General features: G+C 72.6%; 18 protein-coding genes, 1 tRNA gene and 1 pseudogene. 7 read left to right on the top strand and 13 right to left on the bottom strand.

Annotated features, from left to right (window positions below):
* Window positions 1-47 precede the first annotated feature (47 nt).
* The 3 genes from AC3WLN_RS11140 to AC3WLN_RS11130 form a co-directional block, all read right to left on the bottom strand.
* A complete protein-coding gene (locus AC3WLN_RS11140; RefSeq protein ID WP_492481213.1) occupies window positions 48-1,328 on the bottom strand; it encodes an aminopeptidase in 1,281 nt (426 codons plus the stop codon).
* A gap of 108 nt (window positions 1,329-1,436) precedes the next feature.
* Complete coding sequence (locus AC3WLN_RS11135) at window positions 1,437-1,730, bottom strand: DUF2218 domain-containing protein (protein WP_056468938.1); 294 nt, start codon at window positions 1,728-1,730, stop codon at window positions 1,437-1,439.
* A 235-nt stretch (window positions 1,731-1,965) separates the two neighbouring features.
* Window positions 1,966-3,465 carry an FAD-binding oxidoreductase gene (locus AC3WLN_RS11130; protein WP_492481211.1) on the bottom strand — a complete coding sequence of 500 codons (1,500 nt, stop codon included), beginning with the start codon at window positions 3,463-3,465 and terminating at the stop codon, window positions 1,966-1,968.
* A 147-nt stretch (window positions 3,466-3,612) separates the two neighbouring features.
* Here AC3WLN_RS11130 and AC3WLN_RS11125 point away from each other — a divergent pair, with 147 nt between their 5' ends.
* The 3 genes from AC3WLN_RS11125 (at window position 3,613) to AC3WLN_RS11115 (ending at window position 5,003) form a co-directional block, all read left to right on the top strand.
* A complete protein-coding gene (locus AC3WLN_RS11125) occupies window positions 3,613-4,311 on the top strand; it encodes a fumarylacetoacetate hydrolase family protein (protein WP_492481209.1) in 699 nt (232 codons plus the stop codon).
* A 5-nt stretch (window positions 4,312-4,316) separates the two neighbouring features.
* Window positions 4,317-4,793 (top strand): NUDIX domain-containing protein, encoded by a 477-nt coding sequence (locus AC3WLN_RS11120; RefSeq protein ID WP_492481207.1) that lies wholly within the window; start codon window positions 4,317-4,319, stop codon window positions 4,791-4,793.
* Window positions 4,794-4,928: 135 nt separating this feature from the next.
* Window positions 4,929-5,003: transfer RNA gene (locus AC3WLN_RS11115), tRNA-Gly, on the top strand.
* An 82-nt stretch (window positions 5,004-5,085) separates the two neighbouring features.
* Here AC3WLN_RS11115 and ftrA read toward each other — a convergent pair.
* Window positions 5,086-6,081, bottom strand: a complete 996-nt coding sequence (gene ftrA / locus AC3WLN_RS11110; RefSeq protein WP_492481206.1) for a transcriptional regulator FtrA — start codon at window positions 6,079-6,081, stop codon at window positions 5,086-5,088.
* An 86-nt stretch (window positions 6,082-6,167) separates the two neighbouring features.
* Here ftrA and AC3WLN_RS11105 point away from each other — a divergent pair, with 86 nt between their 5' ends.
* The 3 genes from AC3WLN_RS11105 (at window position 6,168) to AC3WLN_RS11095 (ending at window position 9,470) form a co-directional block, all read left to right on the top strand.
* Window positions 6,168-6,584, top strand: a complete 417-nt coding sequence (locus AC3WLN_RS11105) for a rhodanese-like domain-containing protein (protein WP_492481205.1) — start codon at window positions 6,168-6,170, stop codon at window positions 6,582-6,584.
* A 103-nt stretch (window positions 6,585-6,687) separates the two neighbouring features.
* Window positions 6,688-7,797 (top strand): lytic transglycosylase domain-containing protein, encoded by a 1,110-nt coding sequence (locus AC3WLN_RS11100; RefSeq protein ID WP_492481203.1) that lies wholly within the window; start codon window positions 6,688-6,690, stop codon window positions 7,795-7,797.
* Window positions 7,794-9,470: a DUF2336 domain-containing protein gene (locus AC3WLN_RS11095; protein WP_492481201.1), complete on the top strand. Its 1,677-nt coding sequence runs from the start codon at window positions 7,794-7,796 to the stop codon at window positions 9,468-9,470. The genes AC3WLN_RS11100 and AC3WLN_RS11095 overlap by 4 nt, the downstream gene beginning before the upstream one ends.
* A 7-nt stretch (window positions 9,471-9,477) precedes the next feature.
* Here AC3WLN_RS11095 and AC3WLN_RS11090 read toward each other — a convergent pair whose 3' ends face one another.
* Window positions 9,478-10,248 carry an NAD kinase gene (locus tag AC3WLN_RS11090; protein WP_056220208.1) on the bottom strand — a complete coding sequence of 257 codons (771 nt, stop codon included), beginning with the start codon at window positions 10,246-10,248 and terminating at the stop codon, window positions 9,478-9,480.
* Window positions 10,249-10,384: 136 nt separating this feature from the next.
* On the opposite strand from AC3WLN_RS11090, the pseudogene cutA reads away from it, so the two are divergent.
* A pseudogene (cutA, locus tag AC3WLN_RS11085) lies at window positions 10,385-10,717 on the top strand (divalent-cation tolerance protein CutA).
* On the opposite strand, the gene AC3WLN_RS11080 reads toward cutA, so the two are convergent.
* The 8 genes from AC3WLN_RS11080 to AC3WLN_RS11045 all read right to left on the bottom strand — a co-directional run bounded on the left by AC3WLN_RS11080 (window position 10,696) and on the right by AC3WLN_RS11045 (window position 19,419).
* On the bottom strand, window positions 10,696-11,826 hold the full coding sequence (locus AC3WLN_RS11080) for a glycosyltransferase family 2 protein (RefSeq protein ID WP_492481254.1): 1,131 nt from the start codon (window positions 11,824-11,826) through the stop codon (window positions 10,696-10,698). The pseudogene cutA and the gene AC3WLN_RS11080 overlap by 22 nt on opposite strands.
* A complete protein-coding gene (locus AC3WLN_RS11075) occupies window positions 11,826-12,578 on the bottom strand; it encodes a lysophospholipid acyltransferase family protein (RefSeq protein WP_492481252.1) in 753 nt (250 codons plus the stop codon). Before AC3WLN_RS11075 ends, AC3WLN_RS11080 begins: the two co-directional genes overlap by 1 nt.
* 58 nt (window positions 12,579-12,636) lie before the next feature.
* Entirely contained in the window at window positions 12,637-14,178 is a 1,542-nt protein-coding gene (locus tag AC3WLN_RS11070; RefSeq protein ID WP_492481199.1) for a phytoene desaturase family protein, read from the bottom strand.
* Window positions 14,179-14,302: 124 nt separating this feature from the next.
* Window positions 14,303-15,496 (bottom strand): ABC transporter permease, encoded by a 1,194-nt coding sequence (locus tag AC3WLN_RS11065; RefSeq protein WP_492481197.1) that lies wholly within the window; start codon window positions 15,494-15,496, stop codon window positions 14,303-14,305.
* Window positions 15,493-16,479, bottom strand: a complete 987-nt coding sequence (locus tag AC3WLN_RS11060) for an ABC transporter ATP-binding protein (protein WP_492481196.1) — start codon at window positions 16,477-16,479, stop codon at window positions 15,493-15,495. The genes AC3WLN_RS11065 and AC3WLN_RS11060 overlap by 4 nt, the downstream gene beginning before the upstream one ends.
* Before the next feature lie 7 nt (window positions 16,480-16,486).
* Complete coding sequence (locus tag AC3WLN_RS11055) at window positions 16,487-16,918, bottom strand: DUF2141 domain-containing protein (RefSeq protein ID WP_492481194.1); 432 nt, start codon at window positions 16,916-16,918, stop codon at window positions 16,487-16,489.
* A complete protein-coding gene (gene crtI, locus AC3WLN_RS11050; RefSeq protein ID WP_492481192.1) occupies window positions 16,915-18,495 on the bottom strand; it encodes a phytoene desaturase family protein in 1,581 nt (526 codons plus the stop codon). Before crtI ends, AC3WLN_RS11055 begins: the two co-directional genes overlap by 4 nt.
* 171 nt (window positions 18,496-18,666) lie before the next feature.
* Window positions 18,667-19,419, bottom strand: a complete 753-nt coding sequence (locus AC3WLN_RS11045; protein WP_492481251.1) for a TrmH family RNA methyltransferase — start codon at window positions 19,417-19,419, stop codon at window positions 18,667-18,669.
* Window positions 19,420-19,482 lie beyond the last annotated feature (63 nt).

The raw sequence follows: 19,482 nt of genomic DNA, 5'->3' as shown, positions 1-19,482 counted from the left end.
AGGCGCACGCAAATGGCTGCGGAGCTAGTCCGGCCGGAGGTGCCGGCTCAGGCGACCCATTCGCCGGCCCGCATCACGGGGATCGCCCGGCCCTCGGCGGACAGGCCGTCGACGTCGATCCGATCGGAGCCGATCATCCAGTCGATGTGGATCAGGCTGCGATTGGCGCCCCGCGCCGCGAGGTCGTCCTCGCTGAAATCCGCGCCGCCGTTGCGGAAGCACTTGCTGTAGGCTTGGCCCAGGGCGATGTGGCTCGCGGCGTTCTCGTCGTAGAGGGTGTTGTAGAACAGGAGCCCCGAGGCGGAGATCGCCGAGGAGGCCGGCACCAGGGCGACCTCGCCGAGGCGACGCGCGCCCTCGTCGGTCTCCAGCACCTTGGCGAGCACGTCGCCGCCGGTACGGGCGGTGGCCTCGACGATGCGCCCGCCCTCGAAGCGCACCTGGATGCCGTCGATCAGGGTGCCCTGGTAGGAGAGGGGCTTGGTGCTGGTGACGGTGCCGTCCACCCGGTCCTTGTGCGGAGTGGTGAACACCTCCTCGGTGGGGATGTTGGCGTTGCAGAGGATGCCGCTCCGCGAGGCCGAGGCGCCGCCGCACCATTCGTGGTCGTCGGCGAGGCCCACGGTGAGGTCCGTGCCGGGCCCGAAGAAGCGCAGGGCTGCGAAGCGATGGGTGTTGAGCGCGTCCATCCGGGCGTGCAGGGCGGCGTTGTGTGCTTCCCAGGCCGCCACCGGATCCGGGCCGTCGACCCGCGAGGCCGCGAAGATCGCATCCCACAAACGGGACACGGCCTCGGCCTCCGGCAGGTCGGGGAACACCGTGCGGGCCCAGGGCGTCGTCGCCGCCGAGACAATCGTCCAGTTGGTGGAGAAGTTGGCGATGAGCTCGAGGGCCGGCACGTAGGCCTTGGAGCGGGCCCGGTTCGCGCGGGCCACCTTGGCCGAGTCCTGGCCGGCGAGGAGGGAAGGGTCGTCGCCCGCGATGGCGAGGCGGGCGGCGCCGTTCCGGTAGGCCTCGGCCATGCCGCTGTATAGCCAACCGGCGGCGGTGTCGAAGGCCGCGTCGGGCGCGTGGGCGAACCGCGCCAGGGTGGCGGCGTCGTCCGTGTAGAAGGTGGTCACCAGCGAGGCGCCGGCCTTGTAGGCCTGCTCGGTGATCCGCCGGGCCAGTGGCACCGTCTCCAGAGGGGCGGTGATCACGAGTTCCTGTCCGGGCCGGAGGCCCAGGCCGACCTTCACGGCGACCTCGGCCAGGCGCTCCAGGCGCTCGGCATGCCGTGTACCCTGTGCAGGGGCAGCCCCGCTCGTTGCCTGCGCGATCCCGTCCATGCCTGTCTCCCGGTGCGTCCCGACGCGTCTCGCGCTCAAGATCAGGTCCCGGGACGACAGGTCAACCCTCCGCCGACGCGGACCGGGCCGACCGGCCGCGGCAGGAATTCAGGCGGCGCGCGACCAGGTGATCTCGCCGAGGTTCTCGCGGAAGGCGAAGCGCAGGAGATGATCGGACACCACGTTCTCCAGGCGCGTCAGGGCGGCGGGATCGGGCGTCGCGACCCGCATCAGCAGGGCGTCGGGGCCGGCCTCGAAGGTGCAGACCCGGTCCTCGCCGAAGGGCACGCGGCCGGCATCCTCGGTGGCTTCCACCGGGAACTTGTGGCTCCAGTGGCGGCAGAGCTGCTTGAGGTAGCGGCTCGCCTCCGCCGTGGGAACTCTCGCCTGGGAAGTCGGCATCGAACGTGTCTCCTGCTCGGTCTTCGATCGCGACGGCCGATCTGATCTCTCTTCCAAGAGAAGCGGCAAGGGTTAAGACCGGGCTAACCCACCGCACTGCAACCAGCCGTCCGTCGTTGTCGCGCAACCTTTTCCGCCCGCAGCCGAGCCGATTTATGGCGCGTTGCGGTCCATAATCTGGCAAGTCCTTGTGCGTCGCACAACGTCAATCCGGCGACGACAGGTCGGGTTCCGGCTAATTTTTTGTTGAGCCTTCCGAAAAACTGAATGATGCCGGACCGGCTGCCCCCTCCGTCCGGTGAACCTGGTCCGGCGAGTCCTTAGCGGAGCTCAAGACCTTGCCGGGGTTGAGGATATTGGCTGGGTCCAAGGCCGCCTTGAGGCTTCGCATCAGGTCGAGGGCGACCGGGTCGGCATAGCGCGCCAGTTCCGCGCGCTTGCGCAGGCCGACGCCGTGCTCGGCCGCGATCGAGCCGTCGAGCGCCGCGACGATGTCGTGGACGATCCGGTTGAAGCGCTCCCAGGCGGCGAGGAAGGCGGCGCGGTCCATACCCACGGGCTGGCTCAGGTTGAAGTGGATGTTGCCGTCCCCAAAATGCCCGAAGGCGCAGACGCGCAGGCCCGGCATCTCCGCCTCGCAGGCCCGCGTCGCCCGGGCGAGGAATTCCGGCAGGCGGGAGAGCGGCACCGAGACATCGTGCTTGATCGAGGCGCCCTCGGCCTTCTGCACATCCGACAGGCTCTCGCGCAGGTCCCAGAAGGCGTTCGCCTGCGCCTCGCTCGCCGCCAGGGCGGCATCGTCGAGAAGCCCCGCCTCCTGCGCCCGAACGAGGAGCGACTCCAGCAGGGTGCCGGCATCGTCGCAGGGGCGGGTCGTCGAGATCTCCACCAGGGCGTAGGCCGCGTGCGAGCCCGCGAGCGGCCGGCGGGCCCCGGCCCGGTAGCGCAGCACGATCTCCAGGGCGAAGGGCGCAATGTACTCGAAGGCGGTCAGCGCCGGACCGGCCTCGGCCCGCAGGCTTCGGAACAGGGCGAGGGCGGCCTCCGCCGAGGCGAGGCCGAGGAAGGCCACGGACCGCGAGACAGGCCGGGGATAGAGTTTCAGCACCGCCGCGGTGATCAGCCCGAGGGTTCCCTCCGAGCCGAGGAACAGGTGCTTGAGGTCGTAGCCGGCATTGTCCTTGCGCAGGCCCTTCAGCCCGTTCCAGATCCGACCGTCGGCCAGCACCACCTCCAGCCCGAGGACGAGGTCCCGGGCATTGCCGTAGGCCAGCACCGCGGTGCCGCCCGCATTGGTGGCGAGGTTGCCGCCGATCCGGCATGAGCCCTCCGAAGCCAGGGAGAGCGGGAACAGCATCCCGGCCTCCGCGGCGGCCGCCTGGACGTCGGCCAGCACCATTCCGGCCTCCACCGTGATGCTGGCATTGACGGGATCGAGCGCGCGCAGCCGATTCAGCCGCGCCAGCGAGAGGACGATGCCCCCCTGCGGCAGGCCGCCCCCGACATGACCGGTATTCCCGCCCTGCGCCACCACCGGCACCCCCGCCTCGGCACAGGCGCGCACCACGCAGGCGACGGCCTCGGTGTCGGCGGGCCGCACCACCGCCAGGGCATGGCCGCGCTCCAGGCCGCGGGTCTCGGCCAGATGGGGCGCGAGGTCGGCGGGGTCGGTCAGGACGTGGTCGGCACCGAGATGCGCGGCGAGGTGCGCCAGCAGGCGGGAAGGGTCGGTCACCACGGATCTCACAACGGCAGGCCGCGGGTGGCGGCGGGATGGCGCGGCCGGGCCTGCCGCCTATGATAGGGATGGCGCGCCGTCCTGTGCAGGGCGAGCGACCGGGCGCCGTGCCGCAGCGACCGAGAGAAGAGGTTGGAGAGACCCATGCTGTCCGTGATCCCGAACCCGCACCGCACCGCCCTCCCGATCGTCGGCAGCGACGACCTCTTTCCGGTACGGCGGGTCTATTGCGTCGGCCGCAACTATGCCGCCCACGCCCGAGAGATGGGCAAGGACCCCGACCGCGAGCCGCCGTTCTTCTTCATGAAACCCGCCGACGCCCTGCAGATCGTGACCGGCGACGCCCCCGTGGACCATCCCTATCCGCCGCGCACCGAGAACTACCATTTCGAGGTGGAGATGGTGGCAGCCCTCGGGCTGGGCGGCCGCGACATCCCGGAGGCCTCCGCCCTCGACCACGTCTACGGCTATGCGGTGGGCCTCGACATGACCCGGCGCGACGTGCAGGACGAGGCCAAGCGCCTGGCGCGGCCCTGGGACCTCGCCAAGTCCGCCGACGCCTCGGCGCCGATCGGACCGCTGCACCCGGCCTCGGCCATCGGTCACCCGGTGCGGGGGGCCATCACCCTGGCGGTGGATGCCGGCGAGCGCCAGCGCGGCGACCTCTCCGAAATGATCTGGTCGATCCCCGAGCAGGTCGCGCTGCTCTCGACCTATTTCGAGTTGCATCCCGGCGACCTCATCTTCACCGGCACCCCCTCGGGCGTCGGCGCGGTCCGGCGCGGCGAGACGATGACGGCCGCCATCGACGGCCTCGGCGCCATCCGCCTGCACGTCGTCTGAGCCGGATGCTCCTCGACCGGTCCTGGATGCGGCGCCTCGTCCATTACGGCGCGCTCGCGACCCGCGGCATGACCCTGGGCGTGCGCGGGGCCGCCATCGATGCGGAGGGCCGGGTCTGCCTCGTGCGCCACACCTACGTGGCGGGCTGGCACCTGCCGGGCGGCGGCATCGAGGCGGGGGAGAGCGCGGTGACGGCGATGATCCGCGAGTTCCGCGAGGAGGCCGAGATCGTGGTCGATCCCGGCAGCCCCCTGCAGCTGCACGGCTTCTACCACAACCGCACGGCGGCCGGCCGCGACCACGTCGCGCTCTACGTGGCCGCCGGCTTCTCGGTGCGGGCGCCGAAGCACCCCGACCGCGAGATCGCCGCCTGCGGCTTCTTCCCCCTCGATGCGCTGCCGGCCGAAACCACCGCCGCCACCCGCGCCCGCCTGCGCGAGATCCGCGAGGGCCTGCCCCCGGCCGCCCACTGGCAGGCCTGACGGCCGTCATGACGCCGGCAAACGGCCCCGGTGTCCGGCGCCCGGATTCAGCGCTTGCAACGCCCGGCGGAATGGTGTTTAGAGACGCCGTCCGGGGCCGCCGGCGGGTCTTTCCCACCAGCGGCGCGGTTGTGAGCGGGTGTAGCTCAGGGGTAGAGCACAACCTTGCCAAGGTTGGGGTCGAGGGTTCGAATCCCTTCGCCCGCTCCAAATTTTCCCAACCAGGATTGAGACGATGCAACGCCCTCCGGGGCGTTTTTGTGTTTCCTGACCGTGTGTTGACGGCGTCCGTTCACGCCTTTTCGAGGCGCGGGGCACGGCCGGCCCGATAGGCCGCGGGCGTCACCGCGAAACGGCGCCGGAAGTGCTGGCGCAGGGTCGCGGCCGTGGCGAAGCCCGCCGCCTCGGCGACGGCCTGAAGCGGCTGGTCCGCCTGGTCCAGCAGGTCCCGGGCCCGGGCGAGCCGCAGGTCGAGGAGCCAGCGGGCCGGCGTCGTGCCGGTGGCGGCGGAGAAGCGACGCAGCAGGGTCCGGGGGCTCATGCCGGCACGGTCCGCCAGATCGGCGACCGGCCAGTCGCGGGCCGGCGCCGCCCGCATCGCGTCGAGCAGCGGCCCGATCCGCGCCGCCTCGTGAAGCGTCGGGACCGCTCCCGCGACGACCTGGGCCTGGCCGCCGTCCCGGTGGGGCGGGACGACGAGGCGCCGGGCGACGGCGTTGGCGGCGCCTGGCCCGAAGTCGCGGCGCACGAGGTGCAGGCAGAGGTCGATCCCGGCGGCCGAGCCGGCGGAGGTCAGAATCGCTCCCTCATCCACGTAGAGCACGTCGGGGGTGAAGCGGATGCCGGGATGGCGTGCGGCCAGCGCCGCGGCGTGACGCCAGTGGGTGGTGGCGCGCCGCCCCTCCAGCAGGCCGGCGGCGGCGAGGACGAAGACGCCCGAGCAGATCGACAGGACGCGCGCCCCGCGGGAGGCGGCCGTGCGCAGGGCGGCGGCGAGGGCCTCGGGCACCGGCATCTCCGCCCCGCGCCAGCCCGGCACCACGATGGTGCCCGCCCGATCGAGGAGGTCGAGGCCGCCATCCGCGAGCAGGCGCACGCCGCCCTCGGCCCGCATCGGACCCGGATCGACCGCCGCCACGGCGAAGCGGTACCAGTCCGGACCCATCTCGGGGCGCGGCAGGCCGAAGATCTCCACGGCGACGCCGAACTCGAAGGTGCAGAGCCCGTCATAGGCCAACACCACCACGAGGCGGTCGGCGGGGGAGAGGCGGGCCTGCGGCTTTGGCATGATCGCGACGCTAACTGGCAATCCGGCCCGCCGCCAAGCGTCGCGCCCGCTGCTAGCTCTGTGCGGCCCCGAGACGGAGACCGACCATGAGCCCCGTGACCGCCATTCCCGCTTGCCCACCCGCGATCGCGCGCGACCACTTCCGCCGCCGCCTGGCCCTGGAGACCGATTGCGCCGACGTGGCGGCCGCCCTGGAGGCCGGCCCGCCCGATTTCGTGCTGCTGCACGCGGTCGGCTCGGAGGCGGCGTTCCGGCGCCGTCACATCCCGGGGGCCGTACACCTGCCGCACCGCCTGATCACCACCGAGCGCCTCGCCGCCTGGCCCGCCGACACGCTGTTCGTGGTCTACTGCGCCGGTCCCCATTGCAACGGGGCCGACCGCGCCGCCCTGCGGCTCGCCGAACTCGGCCGACCGGTCAAGCTCATGCTCGGCGGGCTCACGGGCTGGGCCGACGAGGGACTGGCCTTCGCCGAAGATCTCTCGGCGACAGGCGAAACCTGAAAGAGGCCCGCGTCGGCCGACCGGCTCTTCAACCTTCCTTTACCATAGGGAGAACAAAGTTGCCGTCGGGGCGGCGCCTGGGTCCGCCCCCAGCCGGACGGCCATGTTCCTCTTCACCACGCCTCCCGCCAATGCCCGCGATTCCGGCGCCAGCCGGGACCTGGGTCCGCGCGACAGCGCCGCGGCGCGCGCGGGTGGATCGGGCGGCGTCGTCGATGCGATCCGCGACGGAGCGCAGACGTCCGGCGCCGGGTTCGACTACCTGCTCGCGACGGCGCAGCGGGAATCCTCCCTCGACCCCTCCGCCAAGGCCGCCACCTCCTCGGCCACCGGTCTGTTCCAGTTCATCGAGCAGACCTGGCTCGGCACGATGAAGACCGCCGGGCCCCGGCTCGGCCTCGGGACCTATGCCGACGCGATCACCAAGGCGGCCGATGGCACCTACACGGTGAGCGACCCGGCGGCCAAGCAGACCATTCTCGACCTGCGCCGCGATCCGCGCATCGCCGCCACCATGGCGGGCGCCCTCACCGAGCGGAACCGCGAGGCCCTGACCACGGCCCTCGGGCGCGAGCCCACCGGCGGCGACCTCTACGCAGCCCACGTGCTCGGCGCGCGCGGCGCCGCCGCTCTCATCGCCACGGCTCAGGCGAGCCCGGCCCGGGCCGCCGCCCTCGACATGCCGGAGGCGGCCGCCGCCAATCGCGGCCTGTTCTACGATCGGACCGGGCGCCCGCGCGGCGCCGCCGAACTCTACGCCCATCTCGCCACCGCCCGCGCCGGCACCGCGCCGGCCTCACCGGCCGCCACGATCACGCTGCCCGAGGGGACCATCGCCTACGCCTCCCTCAACGAGGGCGGGCTGCGCTCGATGTTCCAGACCGACCCGCGCCAACAGGGTGGCGTCTCGGCCGGCGTCGCCCGCCTCTGGCAGGGGCGCAGCGCCGGGCAGGAGGCGAGCCGGCCGGAACCCGCCCGCCCCGCGCCGACCTACTTTCCGCGCTCGGACGGCACCGACGGCGGGACGGGAACGATCGTCTCCGCCATCCCCGCCCCGACGGCCGCCGCGAACCCGGTGCCCGCCGCGACGGCGGCCCTCGTCGGAGCGCCGCTGCCGCCGCGCCGCCCGGCGGAATTCGGCGCCTCCGCCCAGCCGGCCCGCTCCGGCGCCCCCCTCGACCTGTCCCTCTTCACGATCCGGAGCGGCTCATGATCATCCGCCAGTTCCTCGCCTGGACGCAGCACTCCTCCGCGGCGCGACGGGCGGAGGCCGCGGGTGCCCTGGCCCGCGCCTACCTCTACGACGGCCTCGGCGAGGACGTGGCCTGGGAGGCGGAAGCCGCACTCCTCGCCCTCCTCGACGATCCCTCCAGCCTGGTGCGTCGGGCGCTGGCCGAGGCCTGCGCGGCCTGCGCGAACGCGCCCCGCACCCTGATCGTGGCTCTGGCCGGCGACCAGGCCGAGATCGCCACCCTGGTGCTGGCCCGCTCGCCGGTGCTGAGCGATGCCGACCTCGTCGACGGCGTCGCCATCGGGTGCCTCGCCGCCCGCCGCGCCATCGCGAGCCGGCTCGACCTCTCGCCGGCCGTCGCGGGGGCGCTCGCCGAGATCGCCGAACCCGAGGCCCTGGTCGTGCTGGTCCGCAACCGCACCGCCCACATCACCACCGGCAGCCTGATGCGGATGGTGGAGCGCCACGGAGACGTGGCCGCCCTGCGCGAGGCCGTCCTGGCCCGGCCCTACCTGCCCCTCGAGGTGCGCCAGAGCGTGACCACGCGTCTCGCCGAATCGCTCTCCGCCTTCGCGGTGTCCTCCGGCTGGCTCACGCCTGCCCGCGGCGCGCGCGCCAGTCGCGAGGCGCAGGAGCGCACGACGCTCGCCTTCTGCGCCGAGGCCCATCCCGTCGATCTCGCCCGCCTCGTCGCCCATCTGAAGGCCTGCGGCCAGCTCAATGCCGGCCTGCTGCTGCGGGCGATCCTCTCCGGCAACATGGCCTTCGCCGAGATGGCGCTGGCCGACCTCGCCGGCCTTCCGGTCCGCCGGGTGGCCGGGCTGATGCACGACGCCTCGACCGCCGCCTTCGCGGCCCTGCACCGCAAGGCCGGCCTGCCGCCGGTGCTGCTGCCGGCCTTCAGCGCCGCGCTGTCGGCCTGGCGCGAAGCCGGGCAGGGCGCCATCACCAGCGCCGGAGCCGGCCTGTCGCGCCTGATGATCGAGCGGGCGCTGACCGCCTGCGAGACGATGCCCTTCGCCGAAGCGCAGAGCGTCATGGCGCTCCTGTCCCGCTTCGAGGCGGAGGCCGCCCGCGACGAGGCCCGGGTGCTCGCCCGCGAACTCGCCGCCGAGGCCGAGCGCAGCGAGATCCTGCGGATCGAGCGCGAGATCCTCGACGCCGAGTGGCGCGAGGCTCAGCGCCAGGTCCTCGCCGACGAGGAGGCATACCAGGCCCTGGAGACCGCTCCCGAACCCGTCGCCGAGACCGTCGCGGCGATCCCGGACGGGGCCGTGGACGGGACATGGGAGGCGGCCTCGGAAGAGGCCCGGCAAACGATCCCGCAAACGACCGTGCCGATGGCCGTCGATCTCGCTGCCGAGGCACCGCCCGCCGAGGCGGAGCTGCCGGGTCCGGATGGATCGGTGGAACCGGCCGTGACCGTGGCCGAAGCGATCCAGGAGATCGCGGAGGCCGAGGCGCCGGCCGACGTCGAGACGGCGCGCACCGACCCGGTGGGCCTGATCCTCGACGGACTCTCCGACGCGCTGCTCGCCGAGTTCGAGGGCAGCCGCGCCCGGAGCCGCGCCCTGGCGACCGAAGTCGTGCTCGATGCAATTCCCGAGGCGCTGATCGCGAGCTACCGCGAGGACCGGGCGCGCTTGGCCGCCTGAGGGCCGCTCAGCCGAACTGCTCGCGCAGGATGCGCTCGTCGAGGCTGTGGCCGGGATCGTGCAGCAGGGTCAGGTTGGTGGCGTGGTCGAGCCAGGTCTCCACCGTGCAGACCCGGCGGAACTCGGTGTGGTCCGCCACCGCCGCCACCGGCCGGTGTGCGGCGTCGAGCACCTCGATGAGGATGCGCGCGTAGTCCGGCAACAGGGCTCCGTGCCAGCGCCGGGGCCGGAAGGCGGAGATCGGCGTCAGGGCCAGGAGGCGGGCGTTGAGGGGCAGGATCGGCCCGCCCACCGACAGGTTGTAGGCGGTGGATCCGGCCGGGGTCGCCGCGAGCACGCCGTCGGCGATGAGCTCCGGCAGGCGGACATGGCCGTCGATCGAGATCCGCAGCTTGGCGGTCTGGTGCGTCTGGCGCAGCATGTAGACCTCGTTGAGGGCGCGGGCCTGGTGCCGGCGTCCCTCGGTGTCCACGGCCTCCATCATCAGCGGGTGGATGATGCTGCGCTTGGTGTTCTCCAGGCGCTCGATCAGCCCGTCCTCGCGGAACTCGTTCATGAGGAAGCCGACGGTGCCGCGGTTCATGCCGTAGATCGGCGTGCCGGCATGCATGAAGCGATGCAGGGTCTGGAGCATCAGCCCGTCGCCGCCCAGCGCCACCACCACGTCCGCCTCGTCGGGCGGCACATGGTCGTAGCGCCGCATCAGGGTCGCGGCCGCCTGGCGGGCGTCCTCCGTGGGACTTGCGACGAAGGCGAGCCGTTCGAAACGCCGGGCCATGGGCTCACATCCGCCTTGCCGACCACCTTGCCGACGCGGAGCGTTCGCTCCAGCGTCTCGATCCCAGTCCTGCCGGCATTCCCGCCGGCCCGCTCCCGCCGGTGGAGCGGCGTAGCCCTGGTCGGAGACCCATAGCATGGAGCGGCCGCTTCTCGTCTACACCACCTTCCCCGATGCCGGCACCGCCCTGGATGTCGGAGAGGCGCTGGTGCGGCTGCGCCTCGCCGCCTGCGTCAACGTCCTGCCGGGGATGCTCTCCATCTACGCCTGGAAGGGCGCGGTGGAGCGGGGATCCGAGGTCGTGGCGATCCTCAAGACCTAAGAGGGTCTGGCGGATTCCTTGAGCACCGCGCTGAAGGCCCGCCACCCCTACGAGACGCCGATCATCCTGCACCTGCCCGTGATGGGGTCCGACCCCGACACCGCGGCCTGGATCGCGGCGGAGACTCAAGGGCCGCCGATCGGGTAGCTCCGGCCCTTCCACAGGGGCGTGCCGCTGCCCTTGCGCCGCAGGAGGGCGGTCCACTGGATCGCCAGAGCGACCAGGACCGTCGCCGGGTGGAGGAGCACCGTGCCCAGGGGCTCGCGGGTGACGAGGGTGATCGCGGCCCGGGTCGCCAGGGAGGCGAGGGCGGCCGCGAAGGCCAGGAATACGGCGTGGCCCGACCCGAGCCCGAACAGCACGGCCAGGAGGAGGAGCCAGGGCAGCACGTGCCCGCCGACCAGGAGGAGCGTCCAGACCGGCAGGGCTCGCGGGGTCGCCATGCCCTCGTGGGCGTTCTTCGAGAAGCCGGCCCAGCTCTGGTCGAAGCCGCGATACATCCGGCAGGTGGCCAGGGCGTGGCCGGCCACCAGATCGGTCCGGTAGCCGGCCTGCCGGAAGCGCCGCGGCAGCACGACGCCGTCGTGCAGGCTGGTGCGCACGGCGCCGTGACCGCCGGTGGCCGCATAGGCCTCGCGCCCGACCAGGACGAGCTGACCGCAGGCGGCCCCGAGGCTGGGACGCAGGGAGGCCCGCATCATCGCCATCGGCAGGTAGCCGAGGAGGAGGAAGTTGATCATCGGCACCGTCAGGCGCTCGCCCAGCGAGCCCATCAGCTGGCGCGGGACGCCGCTGACCAGGGCGCTCTCGGTCCGGCGCGCATGGGCCGCGAGCGCCGCCGCCGCCGCGGGCGCCAGGCTCACGTCGGCATCGACGAAGAGGAGATGCGTCCCGGTCGCGGCCTCGGCCAGCCGCGCGCAGGCGTGGTTCTTTCCCGTCCAGCCCTCGGGCAGGGGCGGGATCGGAACGAGGCGCAGGCGCGGATCCTCGGCCGCGATGGCCGACACGATGGCGGCGGTGTCGTCGGTGGAATGATCGTCGCCGACGAGCACCTCCAGGGCGACGCCGGCGCTCGACAGCGCGGCCCGCACGGTGGCGGCGATCACCGCGGCCTCGTTCCGGGCCGGGATCAGCACGGAGACCCGGGCTCGGACGTCGAGGTCCGGCTCGGGGGTGCGCAGGATCGAGAGATTCACCCAGGCGACGAGGGCGGGCAGCGCCGCGCAGGCCAGGGCCAGGATCGCGAGACCGAGCATCACGGGACCGGATCTCCCTTCTGGCGGTGGGCCGACTCGAAGCGCCGGCCCGTGAGGACGGCGCCGAGGCGCCGCCAGAGATCGTAGATCCCGCCGATGCCCTTGGCACCGGAGGCAAGTGGCGTGAAGCGTCCGGCCTCGCGCGCGACCACGTCGGCGCTGAGCCGGTCGAGGGTCGCGGTCAGGTCCGCCTCCATCCGGGCCAAGCGCTCAGTCCGCGGCAGGGCGAGAAGGGCGGCGCCCGTTGCGGGCGTGCCGAAAGCCGCGAAGGCTTCGCCGCCGCGCTCCTCCCAGAAGGCGTATTCGAGGGCCAGCGGCACGAACAGCGCGTCGGGCGCGATCTCGGGCAGGCGACCGACGCCGGCGCGCAGAGCCAGGGGCCGGGCGCGGACATCCTGGAAGCGCCCCTGGGCGGTGATCCAGATCATCCGGTTCGGCGCCCCCAGGATTCGCCGGGTCGCCCTGAGGAACTGGGCCGCCCCGCGGGCCGAGTCGAGGTCCACCGCGAAGGCGCCCATCCGGGCGAAGACCGCGTATTTCTCCAGCATCCGCGCGTCGAAGGGGGCGTAGCTCTCGCGCGCCGGGAAGAGCTTGCCGGCGAGCAGGATGACCACGGCCGCGTCCCACCAGGCCGGGTGGTTGCAGTAGATCACCACCGGGCCGGGATGGTCAACGCCCTCCGGCACGCCCCAGCGGGCGAGCCGGAGGGCGTTGAGGTGGCGTCGGACGTAGCGGTCGAAATACCCGACCATGAACCGCCACAGGGCGGGTGATCGGGTGGGGCCGTCCTCGCGGGACACGGTCGGGCCTTCAGGCGCTAGCGCGCTCCTCCCCGTGGACGCCGACACCCCGCGCATCGGTGTCGAGGGCATCCGCCGCGATCCAGCCCGACATCATCACCATCGGCATGCCGGGCCCCGGATGGGCCGCGCCGCCGGCAAGGTAGAGGCCGCGCACCTGCCGCGAGCGGTTGCCGGGCTTGAACGCGCCCATGAACTTGCCGTGGGAAGCGAGGCCGTAGATCGCACCGTTGAGCACCTTGTAGCGCTCGTGGATGTCCTGCGGGGTGAGGTGGCGCTCGACGACGATGCGCTCCTCGAGGTCGGGCATGTTGGCCGTGCGCTTGAGCTTGTCGAGGATGACCTGGCGGTAGGCGGGGAACATCTTCGACCAGTCGTGGTGCGGGCGGAGATACGGCGTGTGAACGAGGACGTAGAGCGCCTCGCCGCCCTCGGGCGCCACCGACGGGTCGGTGGAGGAGGGGGCCGCCAGGTAGGCGGTCGGGTCCGGGGCCGGCTCGCCCTTGTGGTAGATGTAGTCGAACTCCTCCTCCGGATCGCGGGAGAAGACGAAGTCGTGGTGGTTCAGGTGCTCGTAGCGCTTGTTCAGCCCGAGGTAGAGCACCACGCCGGAGCAGGCCGGCTCGAAGGTCTTCTTCTCGTAGGCCTTGCCGACGTCGCCGCCGACGAGTTCGCGGTAGGTGCGCACCGAATCCATGTTCGAGATGACGGCGTCGAAGGGGGTGACGCCGGAGGCCGTCCGCACGCCCTTGACCGCGCCCTGCTCGATGGCGAGGCCGGAGACCTCGTCGCCGGGCCGCAGGGTGGCGCCGAGTTCGGAGGCCAGCTTCGTCAGGGCCTCGGCCACCGCGCGGGTGCCGCCCATCGGGTACCAGACGCCCTCGGCGGTCTGCATGTGCGCGATGGCGCAGAGCACGGCCGGGGCGCCATAGGGCGAGGAGCCGACATACTGCACGAAGTGGTCGAGCATCTGTGCCAGGCGCGCATCCTTGACCTTCGAGCGGATGGTGCCGGCCACCGACGAGCCCATGCGCAGGGACAGCACGTCCCGCAGGGTGCCGGGATTCATGTTGGCGCGGATGTTGATCGTGTCGAACAGGTCCTCGACCGGCTTCCAGAAGAAGAACTTGTTCGAGACGTCGTGCAGGTGCTCGGAGATCTCGAGGAATTTCTTGTAGCCCTCGCCGGCGCCGGTGCCGGGGGCGAAGCGTTCCATGTCGGCGGCCATGGTCGGCACGTCGGCCATGAGGTCGAGATGGGTGTTGTCGTCGAAGAAGCAGCGCCACTGCGGATCGAGGCGACGCAGGTCCAGGTAGTCGTGGATGTCGCGCCCGGCTTCCTGGAAGATCCGCTCCAGCACCTTCGGCACCGTGAGGATGGTCGGCCCCATGTCGAAGCGGAAGCCGCCCTCGTGCAGCACCGCGGCCTTGCCGCCGAGCCAGTCGTTCTTGTCGTAGAGCGTGACGGTGTGGCCGCGCGCGGCGCTCACGCAGGCGGCCGCCAAGCCGCCCAATCCTGCGCCGACGACGGCGACCGAAGACCCAGCCCGCATGTTCGTGTCACTCCCCGGGCCGGTCCGAAAGCCCATTCTCTATACGAAGCTAGACCGGATGGCCGCGCGGTCAACGCGCTAACCGGTCGCGGCGTGGACGGACGCCGTCTTCGCACGCACCTTCCTAGATCGCCCGCCGCGACACCAGCGCCAACGCGACGCCGAGGCCCGCCGCCGCCACGGCGGCCATCACGCCCCAGGCGGGCAGCGCCGCGGCCCAGCCCTCGCTGAGGGCGTTCTGGTAGGCCTCGATGGCCCAGGCATTGGGGGTGAGCCAGCCGGCCTCCTGCAGCCAGGGCGGCATGAGGAAACGGGGCACCATGCTGCCGCCCACCGCCGAGAGCAGCAGGACGCCGAAGGTGGCGGCCAGATGCGCCTGCTGGCGGGTGGCGGAGGCGGCGCAGGCGGCCAGCGCGAGGCCGGCGGCCATGGCCGAGACGAGCAGGCAGGTCACCAGCCAGGCGCCCGCATGGGGCAGGATGTCGACCCCGTGCAGCAGGGCGGCGGCCGAGAAGATCAGACCGGCCTGGACGAGGCCCTGGCCCACCAGGAACAGGAACTTGCCCAGCACCACCACACTGAGCCCGCCGGGGCCCGCCATCAGCCGGTCGGCGAGGCCGGACTGGCGCTCGTCCACGAGGGAGAGGGCGCCCTGCATGGCGGCGAAGAGCAGGAACACCGCCGTGATCGCGCCCGCATAGTAGCTGACGCGATCGTTGGTGGCGCCCGAGGCGGTGCTGCGCCGCTCCACCAGGGAGGCGAAGGCGAAGGGCTCCTTGCGGGCCCGCTGCTCGGCGAAGGCCTGGCTGAGGAAGGCGCGCTCGTCCGGGCCGATCTTGCCCGAGCGCTCGACGTCGGCGACGATCCGAGCCAGGACCACGTCGGGCAGGGCCTCGTTGAGGACTCGCTGGAGCTGGCCGAGGGCGATCGGGGTGGCCAGGGCCTTGGCGGGATTCTCGATCAGCACCACGGGCTGGTCGGCGCGGGTGGAACCGGCGTCGAGGTCGCCGCGCAGCACCAGGGCCACGTCGACCTCGCTCCGGCGCACAGCCGCGACGGCGCCGTCGAGGTCGGCGGCGGAGAGGCGTCCGACCCGGAGGGACGGGTCCGCCTCCAGGGCCTGCATCAGCCGCTGCGTCGTCGGCGTTTGGGCGAGATCGAGGAGGCCGACATGAATGCGGATGCGCTCGCCGAGCGCGCCGGAGAAGATCGCGGCGAAGATCGTGAAGATCACGGTCGGCAGCACGAAGGCCATGACCAGGGCGGCCCGGTCGCGTACCAGGCCGAGCAGCATCACGCGAAAGGCGGCCGAGATCATGCGGCGGCTCCCGTCTCGGGCGAGACGTGCACGTCATCGGCCGCGGATGCCGCCAGCGCCTCGCGATAGACCGCCTCCAGGCCGGGCGCGCGGATGCGGATCTCGGCGATGGGCACGCCCGCGTCCCGGAGGGCGGCGAGGAGGTCGGCGCCGTCGCGGGGCGTCCCGCTGAGGCGGCGCGCCCGCCAGGTCGAGCCGGTGTCGACGGGCAGGAACCCGCTCCGGCGCAGCACCGCCTCCGCCGCCGCGTCGGCGGGAGCGACGAGCGCCGCCTCGTGCTCGGGAGCGTCGGCGCGAATGCGGGCGAGCAGTTCGGACAGGGGGCCGTCGGTGACGATCCGGCCCCGCGCCAGGATGGCGACCCGGTCGGCGAGGCGCTCGGCCTCGGCGAAGTCGTGGGTGGCGACGAGGAGGGCCGTGCCGGCCTCGCGCAGGCGCCCAAGCACCGCATGGATGGCCGCCCGGGCATGCAGGTCCACCCCCTGCGTCGGCTCGTCGAGGAGGACAAGACGGGGCCGCGCCATCAGGCTGGCGGCGATGTTGACGCGGCGCTGATAGCCGCCCGAGAGCAGCCCGACCGGGCGCCGGGCCACCTCCGCGAGGGCGCAGAGCGCGAGGCCCGTCGCCACCGCCTCGGCCCGCTCGCGCCGGGCGATGCCGGCGAGCTGGGCGAAGACCGACAGGTTCTCGACCACGGAGAGGCGGGGATAGAGAGCGATCTCCTGCGGCACCCAGCCGATCGCCCGGCGCGCGGCCGGCGTCCGGTGAGGGTCGTCGCCGGCGACGCGGACGCTGCCGGCGCCGGGGGCCAGCCGTCCCGCGATGAGGCGCATCAGCGAGGTCTTGCCGGCGCCGTTGGGGCCGAGGAGCGCAAGCGTCTCGCCCGCCTCGAGGGCGAGGTCGACGCCTTCCAGCACGCGGCTGCCCCGATAGGCGAGGGCGGCGCCGGCCACCCTCAGGAGCGGCTCGGAACGGGGGCTCACGCGGCGCTCAGCGGGGCGGCAGGGCGCGCGACAGGCGAACCCGCACGGCCACGCCCGGCTCGCGCACGGTGAAGCGCGCGCGCGCGAAGTCGGGGCGGGCGGATCGGGAAGATTCGCCGGAGAACCCGTAGGGCTCGAGGGGCAGGCCGAGACCGGTCCGGTCGAGGCGGCCATTGCCGTTGGTGTCCTGATAGGCCAGGGCCGCGTAGATCCCGGGTGCCACGTTCGGGAAGACGAAGCGCTGCGCGGCGGCCCGGGGCTCGGCCTGCTGCCCGGTCCGGCAATCGGCCTCGGACAGGCCGTCCTGGCACAGTGCGACGGAGAGGACGCCGCCGGGCTCGATGCCCTCGACCTCCACCGCCACGGAGGCGGCCTGCGCCGCCCCCGTGGCGAGGAAGAGGGTGCAGATGGCGACCGTGAGCCTCGACCGCCGCCTCAAGTGGCGTCGCCCGATGCGGCCAGGGGTGCGGTCGCGGGAATGCCGGCGCTGGCGGCGCCGACACGGCCGGCGGACAATTCCTCGATGAGGAGGCGGGCGGTGATGCGCGCGCCCTCGTAGATCACCGGCAGGCCCGAGCCCGGATGGGTCCCGCCGCCGACGAGGTAGAGGCCCGGCCCGAAGCGGTTGTGGGGGCGGAAGTAGAGCATCTGCATCAGGTCGTGGGCGAGGTTGAAGGTGGCGCCCTCGTGAACGAAGAACTCGTCGCGCCACTCGGTCGGATCGACGATGCGCTCGTAGCGGATGCGCGATTCGATGTCGCCGAGGCCGAGAAGCTTAAGGCGGTCGAGGACGAGGCGGCGATAGGTCTCGCGCAGGCCCTTCCAGTCGATGCCCGCCTTCAGGTTCGGCACCGGCACCAGCACGTAGAGGCTGGTCTGGCCCGGGGGCGCCATGCCCCCGTCGGTGAAGCCCGCGTGCTGCACGTAGAGCGAGGGCTGCATCGGCAGGATGCCGTCGGTGATCTCCCGGATGTTGCGGGCGTAATCCTCCGACAGCAGGATGGTGTGGTGGCCGAGCGCCTCCGGCATCGGCCCGTCGAGGCCGAGATAGAGCATGAAGGTCGAGCAGGAGAGGCGCGCCTTCTCGATCTTGGCGTCGCGCCAGCGCGGCCGGTGCTGTTGCGGCACGAGGTCCTGGATCACCTTGGCGAAGTCGCCGTTGATGACCACCGCATCGGCCTGCAGGGTCTCGCCGTTGCAGACCACGCCGCTGGCGCGCTTGCCCTCGAACAGCACGCGCTCGACGCCCGCCCCGAGGCGGATGTCGACGCCCATCCGGCGGGCGAGCCCGGCCATCGCCTCCGAGACGGCGCCGCAGCCGCCGACCGGGTGATAGACGCCGTGCTCGTATTCGAGGAACGATAGGATGGTGAACAGGCTCGGGCACCGGAACGGCGACATGCCGAGGTACTTGGTCTGGAACGCGAAGGCGAGGCGGACCCGCGGATCCTTGAAGTAGCGCCGCAGATCCTTGTCGACGCTGCGCCCGGGATGGAGATGGGGCAGGGCGGCGATCATCGCCGGGGAGGCCATGGCCCGCAGGGTGTGGAAGGCCTGCTCCAAGACCGGCTTGAAGAACTTCAGCTTGACCCGGTTGTCGGCGAAGAACTTGCGCACGTTCTTCGCGTCGTCCGGCGCGATGCGCGCCACCTCGGCCTCGAGCCGGTCCATGTCGTTCGTGGCGCGGATCTCGCCGCCCGCCTCGAACACGAGATGGTACTGCGGATCCAGGCGCTCGAGCTTGACGTGGTCCTCCAGCCGCTCGCCGCAGGTCTCGAAGATGTCGGCGAGGATCTGTGGGTAGAGGAAGAAGGTCGGGCCGATGTCGAAGCGGAAGCCGCCGGGGGCTTCCACCGTCTTGGTGCGGCCGCCGACCGCCGGGTCCTTCTCCAGCAGCGTGACGTGGACGCCGGCCCGGGCGAGGAGGAGTGCGGTGGCGAGGCCGCCGGGACCGGCACCGACGATGATGACGCGGCGTCCGGACAGGGTCCGCAAGCCGTCCCGTGACTGCAACAACGCTCGCAACTCCCTCGTCCACGCTCCCATCTTTGAGCGCATCTGGCGCGCAAGAATGGTCCGTCCAGACCTCGTGCGGCCCGGTGCGTAATCTTGACCGTAGCCGGGCGCGCGGCAATGGGGGCGCAGTGTCGCGCGTGGCGGTGGCCCTCGAAGCGGGCCACCAGACAGCTAAGCCGATCGGGACAGGTGATGCAGCGCGATCGCCCCCGCCGTCGCGACGTTGAGCGAATCGAACTCCGGCGCCATCGGGATGCGGACGGTGCGCAGGCCCACCATCAGCTCCGGGGGCAGGCCCGGCCCCTCGCTCCCGAGCAGCAGCAGGCTGCGGGCGGGGGGCGCCAGGGCCGCGAGGGTCTCGGCACCGCCGGGGCTCAGGGCCAGGGCCTCCAGGGCGTGGCGCTCCGCGAAGGCCAGGATCGCGTCGGCATCGGCCAATTGCCGGAACGGGACGATGAGCGCGGCACCGGCCGAGACGCGGATCGCCTTGCGGTAGAGCGGGTCGCAGGTCCCGGCGTCGAGCAGCACCGCGTCGGCGCCGAACGCGGCGGCGTTGCGGAACAAGCCGCCGACATTGTCGTGGTTGGTCAGGCCGACGAGGCCGACCACGAGGGCCGGTGCCGGGGCGGGCGGCAGGCCGGGGAGCGCCGCGCCGGGCGCCTCCGTTCCGCGCAGGCCGACGCCGAGGACGCCGCGGTGGATCGGGAAACCGGTGATCGCACTCATCACCGGCTTCGTCGCCGTGTAGACCGGTACGGCCTCGGGCAGCCGGGCCAGAGCCTCCGCCAGGCCGGCCAGGCGCTCGGGCGCGAGCAGGACCGATTCGAGGCCGAACCGCGCCCGGGCCGAGAGCATGACTCGCAGGGTCACCTCACCCTCGACGATGAAGCGGCCGGCGCGCCCGACGAGGTCGCGCTCGCGCATCGCCGTGTAGGGCGCGAGGCGCGGGTCTGCGGGATCGTCGATGGCGACCGGCGCGGGCCGGGG

The organism is Methylobacterium sp. FW306-05-D (genome assembly GCF_058782155.1).
This window is presented reverse-complemented; position numbering and strand designations above follow the sequence as displayed.

Bases quoted from the DNA above. Each gene is read 5' to 3' on its own strand.
- AC3WLN_RS11070 (WP_492481199.1), bottom strand. From the start codon at position 14,178: ATGCGGGCTGGGTCTTCGGTCGCCGTCGTCGGCGCAGGATTGGGCGGC.
- AC3WLN_RS11100 (WP_492481203.1), top strand. From the start codon at position 6,688: ATGTTCCTCTTCACCACGCCTCCCGCCAATGCCCGCGATTCCGGCGCC.
- AC3WLN_RS11135 (WP_056468938.1), bottom strand. From the start codon at position 1,730: ATGCCGACTTCCCAGGCGAGAGTTCCCACGGCGGAGGCGAGCCGCTAC.
- AC3WLN_RS11140 (WP_492481213.1), bottom strand. From the start codon at position 1,328: ATGGACGGGATCGCGCAGGCAACGAGCGGGGCTGCCCCTGCACAGGGT.
- AC3WLN_RS11075 (WP_492481252.1), bottom strand. From the start codon at position 12,578: ATGGTCGGGTATTTCGACCGCTACGTCCGACGCCACCTCAACGCCCTC.
- AC3WLN_RS11095 (WP_492481201.1), top strand. From the start codon at position 7,794: ATGATCATCCGCCAGTTCCTCGCCTGGACGCAGCACTCCTCCGCGGCG.
- AC3WLN_RS11045 (WP_492481251.1), bottom strand. From the start codon at position 19,419: ATGCGCGAGCGCGACCTCGTCGGGCGCGCCGGCCGCTTCATCGTCGAG.
- AC3WLN_RS11090 (WP_056220208.1), bottom strand. From the start codon at position 10,248: ATGGCCCGGCGTTTCGAACGGCTCGCCTTCGTCGCAAGTCCCACGGAG.
- AC3WLN_RS11080 (WP_492481254.1), bottom strand. From the start codon at position 11,826: ATGCTCGGTCTCGCGATCCTGGCCCTGGCCTGCGCGGCGCTGCCCGCC.
- AC3WLN_RS11120 (WP_492481207.1), top strand. From the start codon at position 4,317: ATGCTCCTCGACCGGTCCTGGATGCGGCGCCTCGTCCATTACGGCGCG.
- ftrA (WP_492481206.1), bottom strand. From the start codon at position 6,081: ATGCCAAAGCCGCAGGCCCGCCTCTCCCCCGCCGACCGCCTCGTGGTG.
- AC3WLN_RS11125 (WP_492481209.1), top strand. From the start codon at position 3,613: ATGCTGTCCGTGATCCCGAACCCGCACCGCACCGCCCTCCCGATCGTC.
- AC3WLN_RS11065 (WP_492481197.1), bottom strand. From the start codon at position 15,496: ATGATCTCGGCCGCCTTTCGCGTGATGCTGCTCGGCCTGGTACGCGAC.
- AC3WLN_RS11105 (WP_492481205.1), top strand. From the start codon at position 6,168: ATGAGCCCCGTGACCGCCATTCCCGCTTGCCCACCCGCGATCGCGCGC.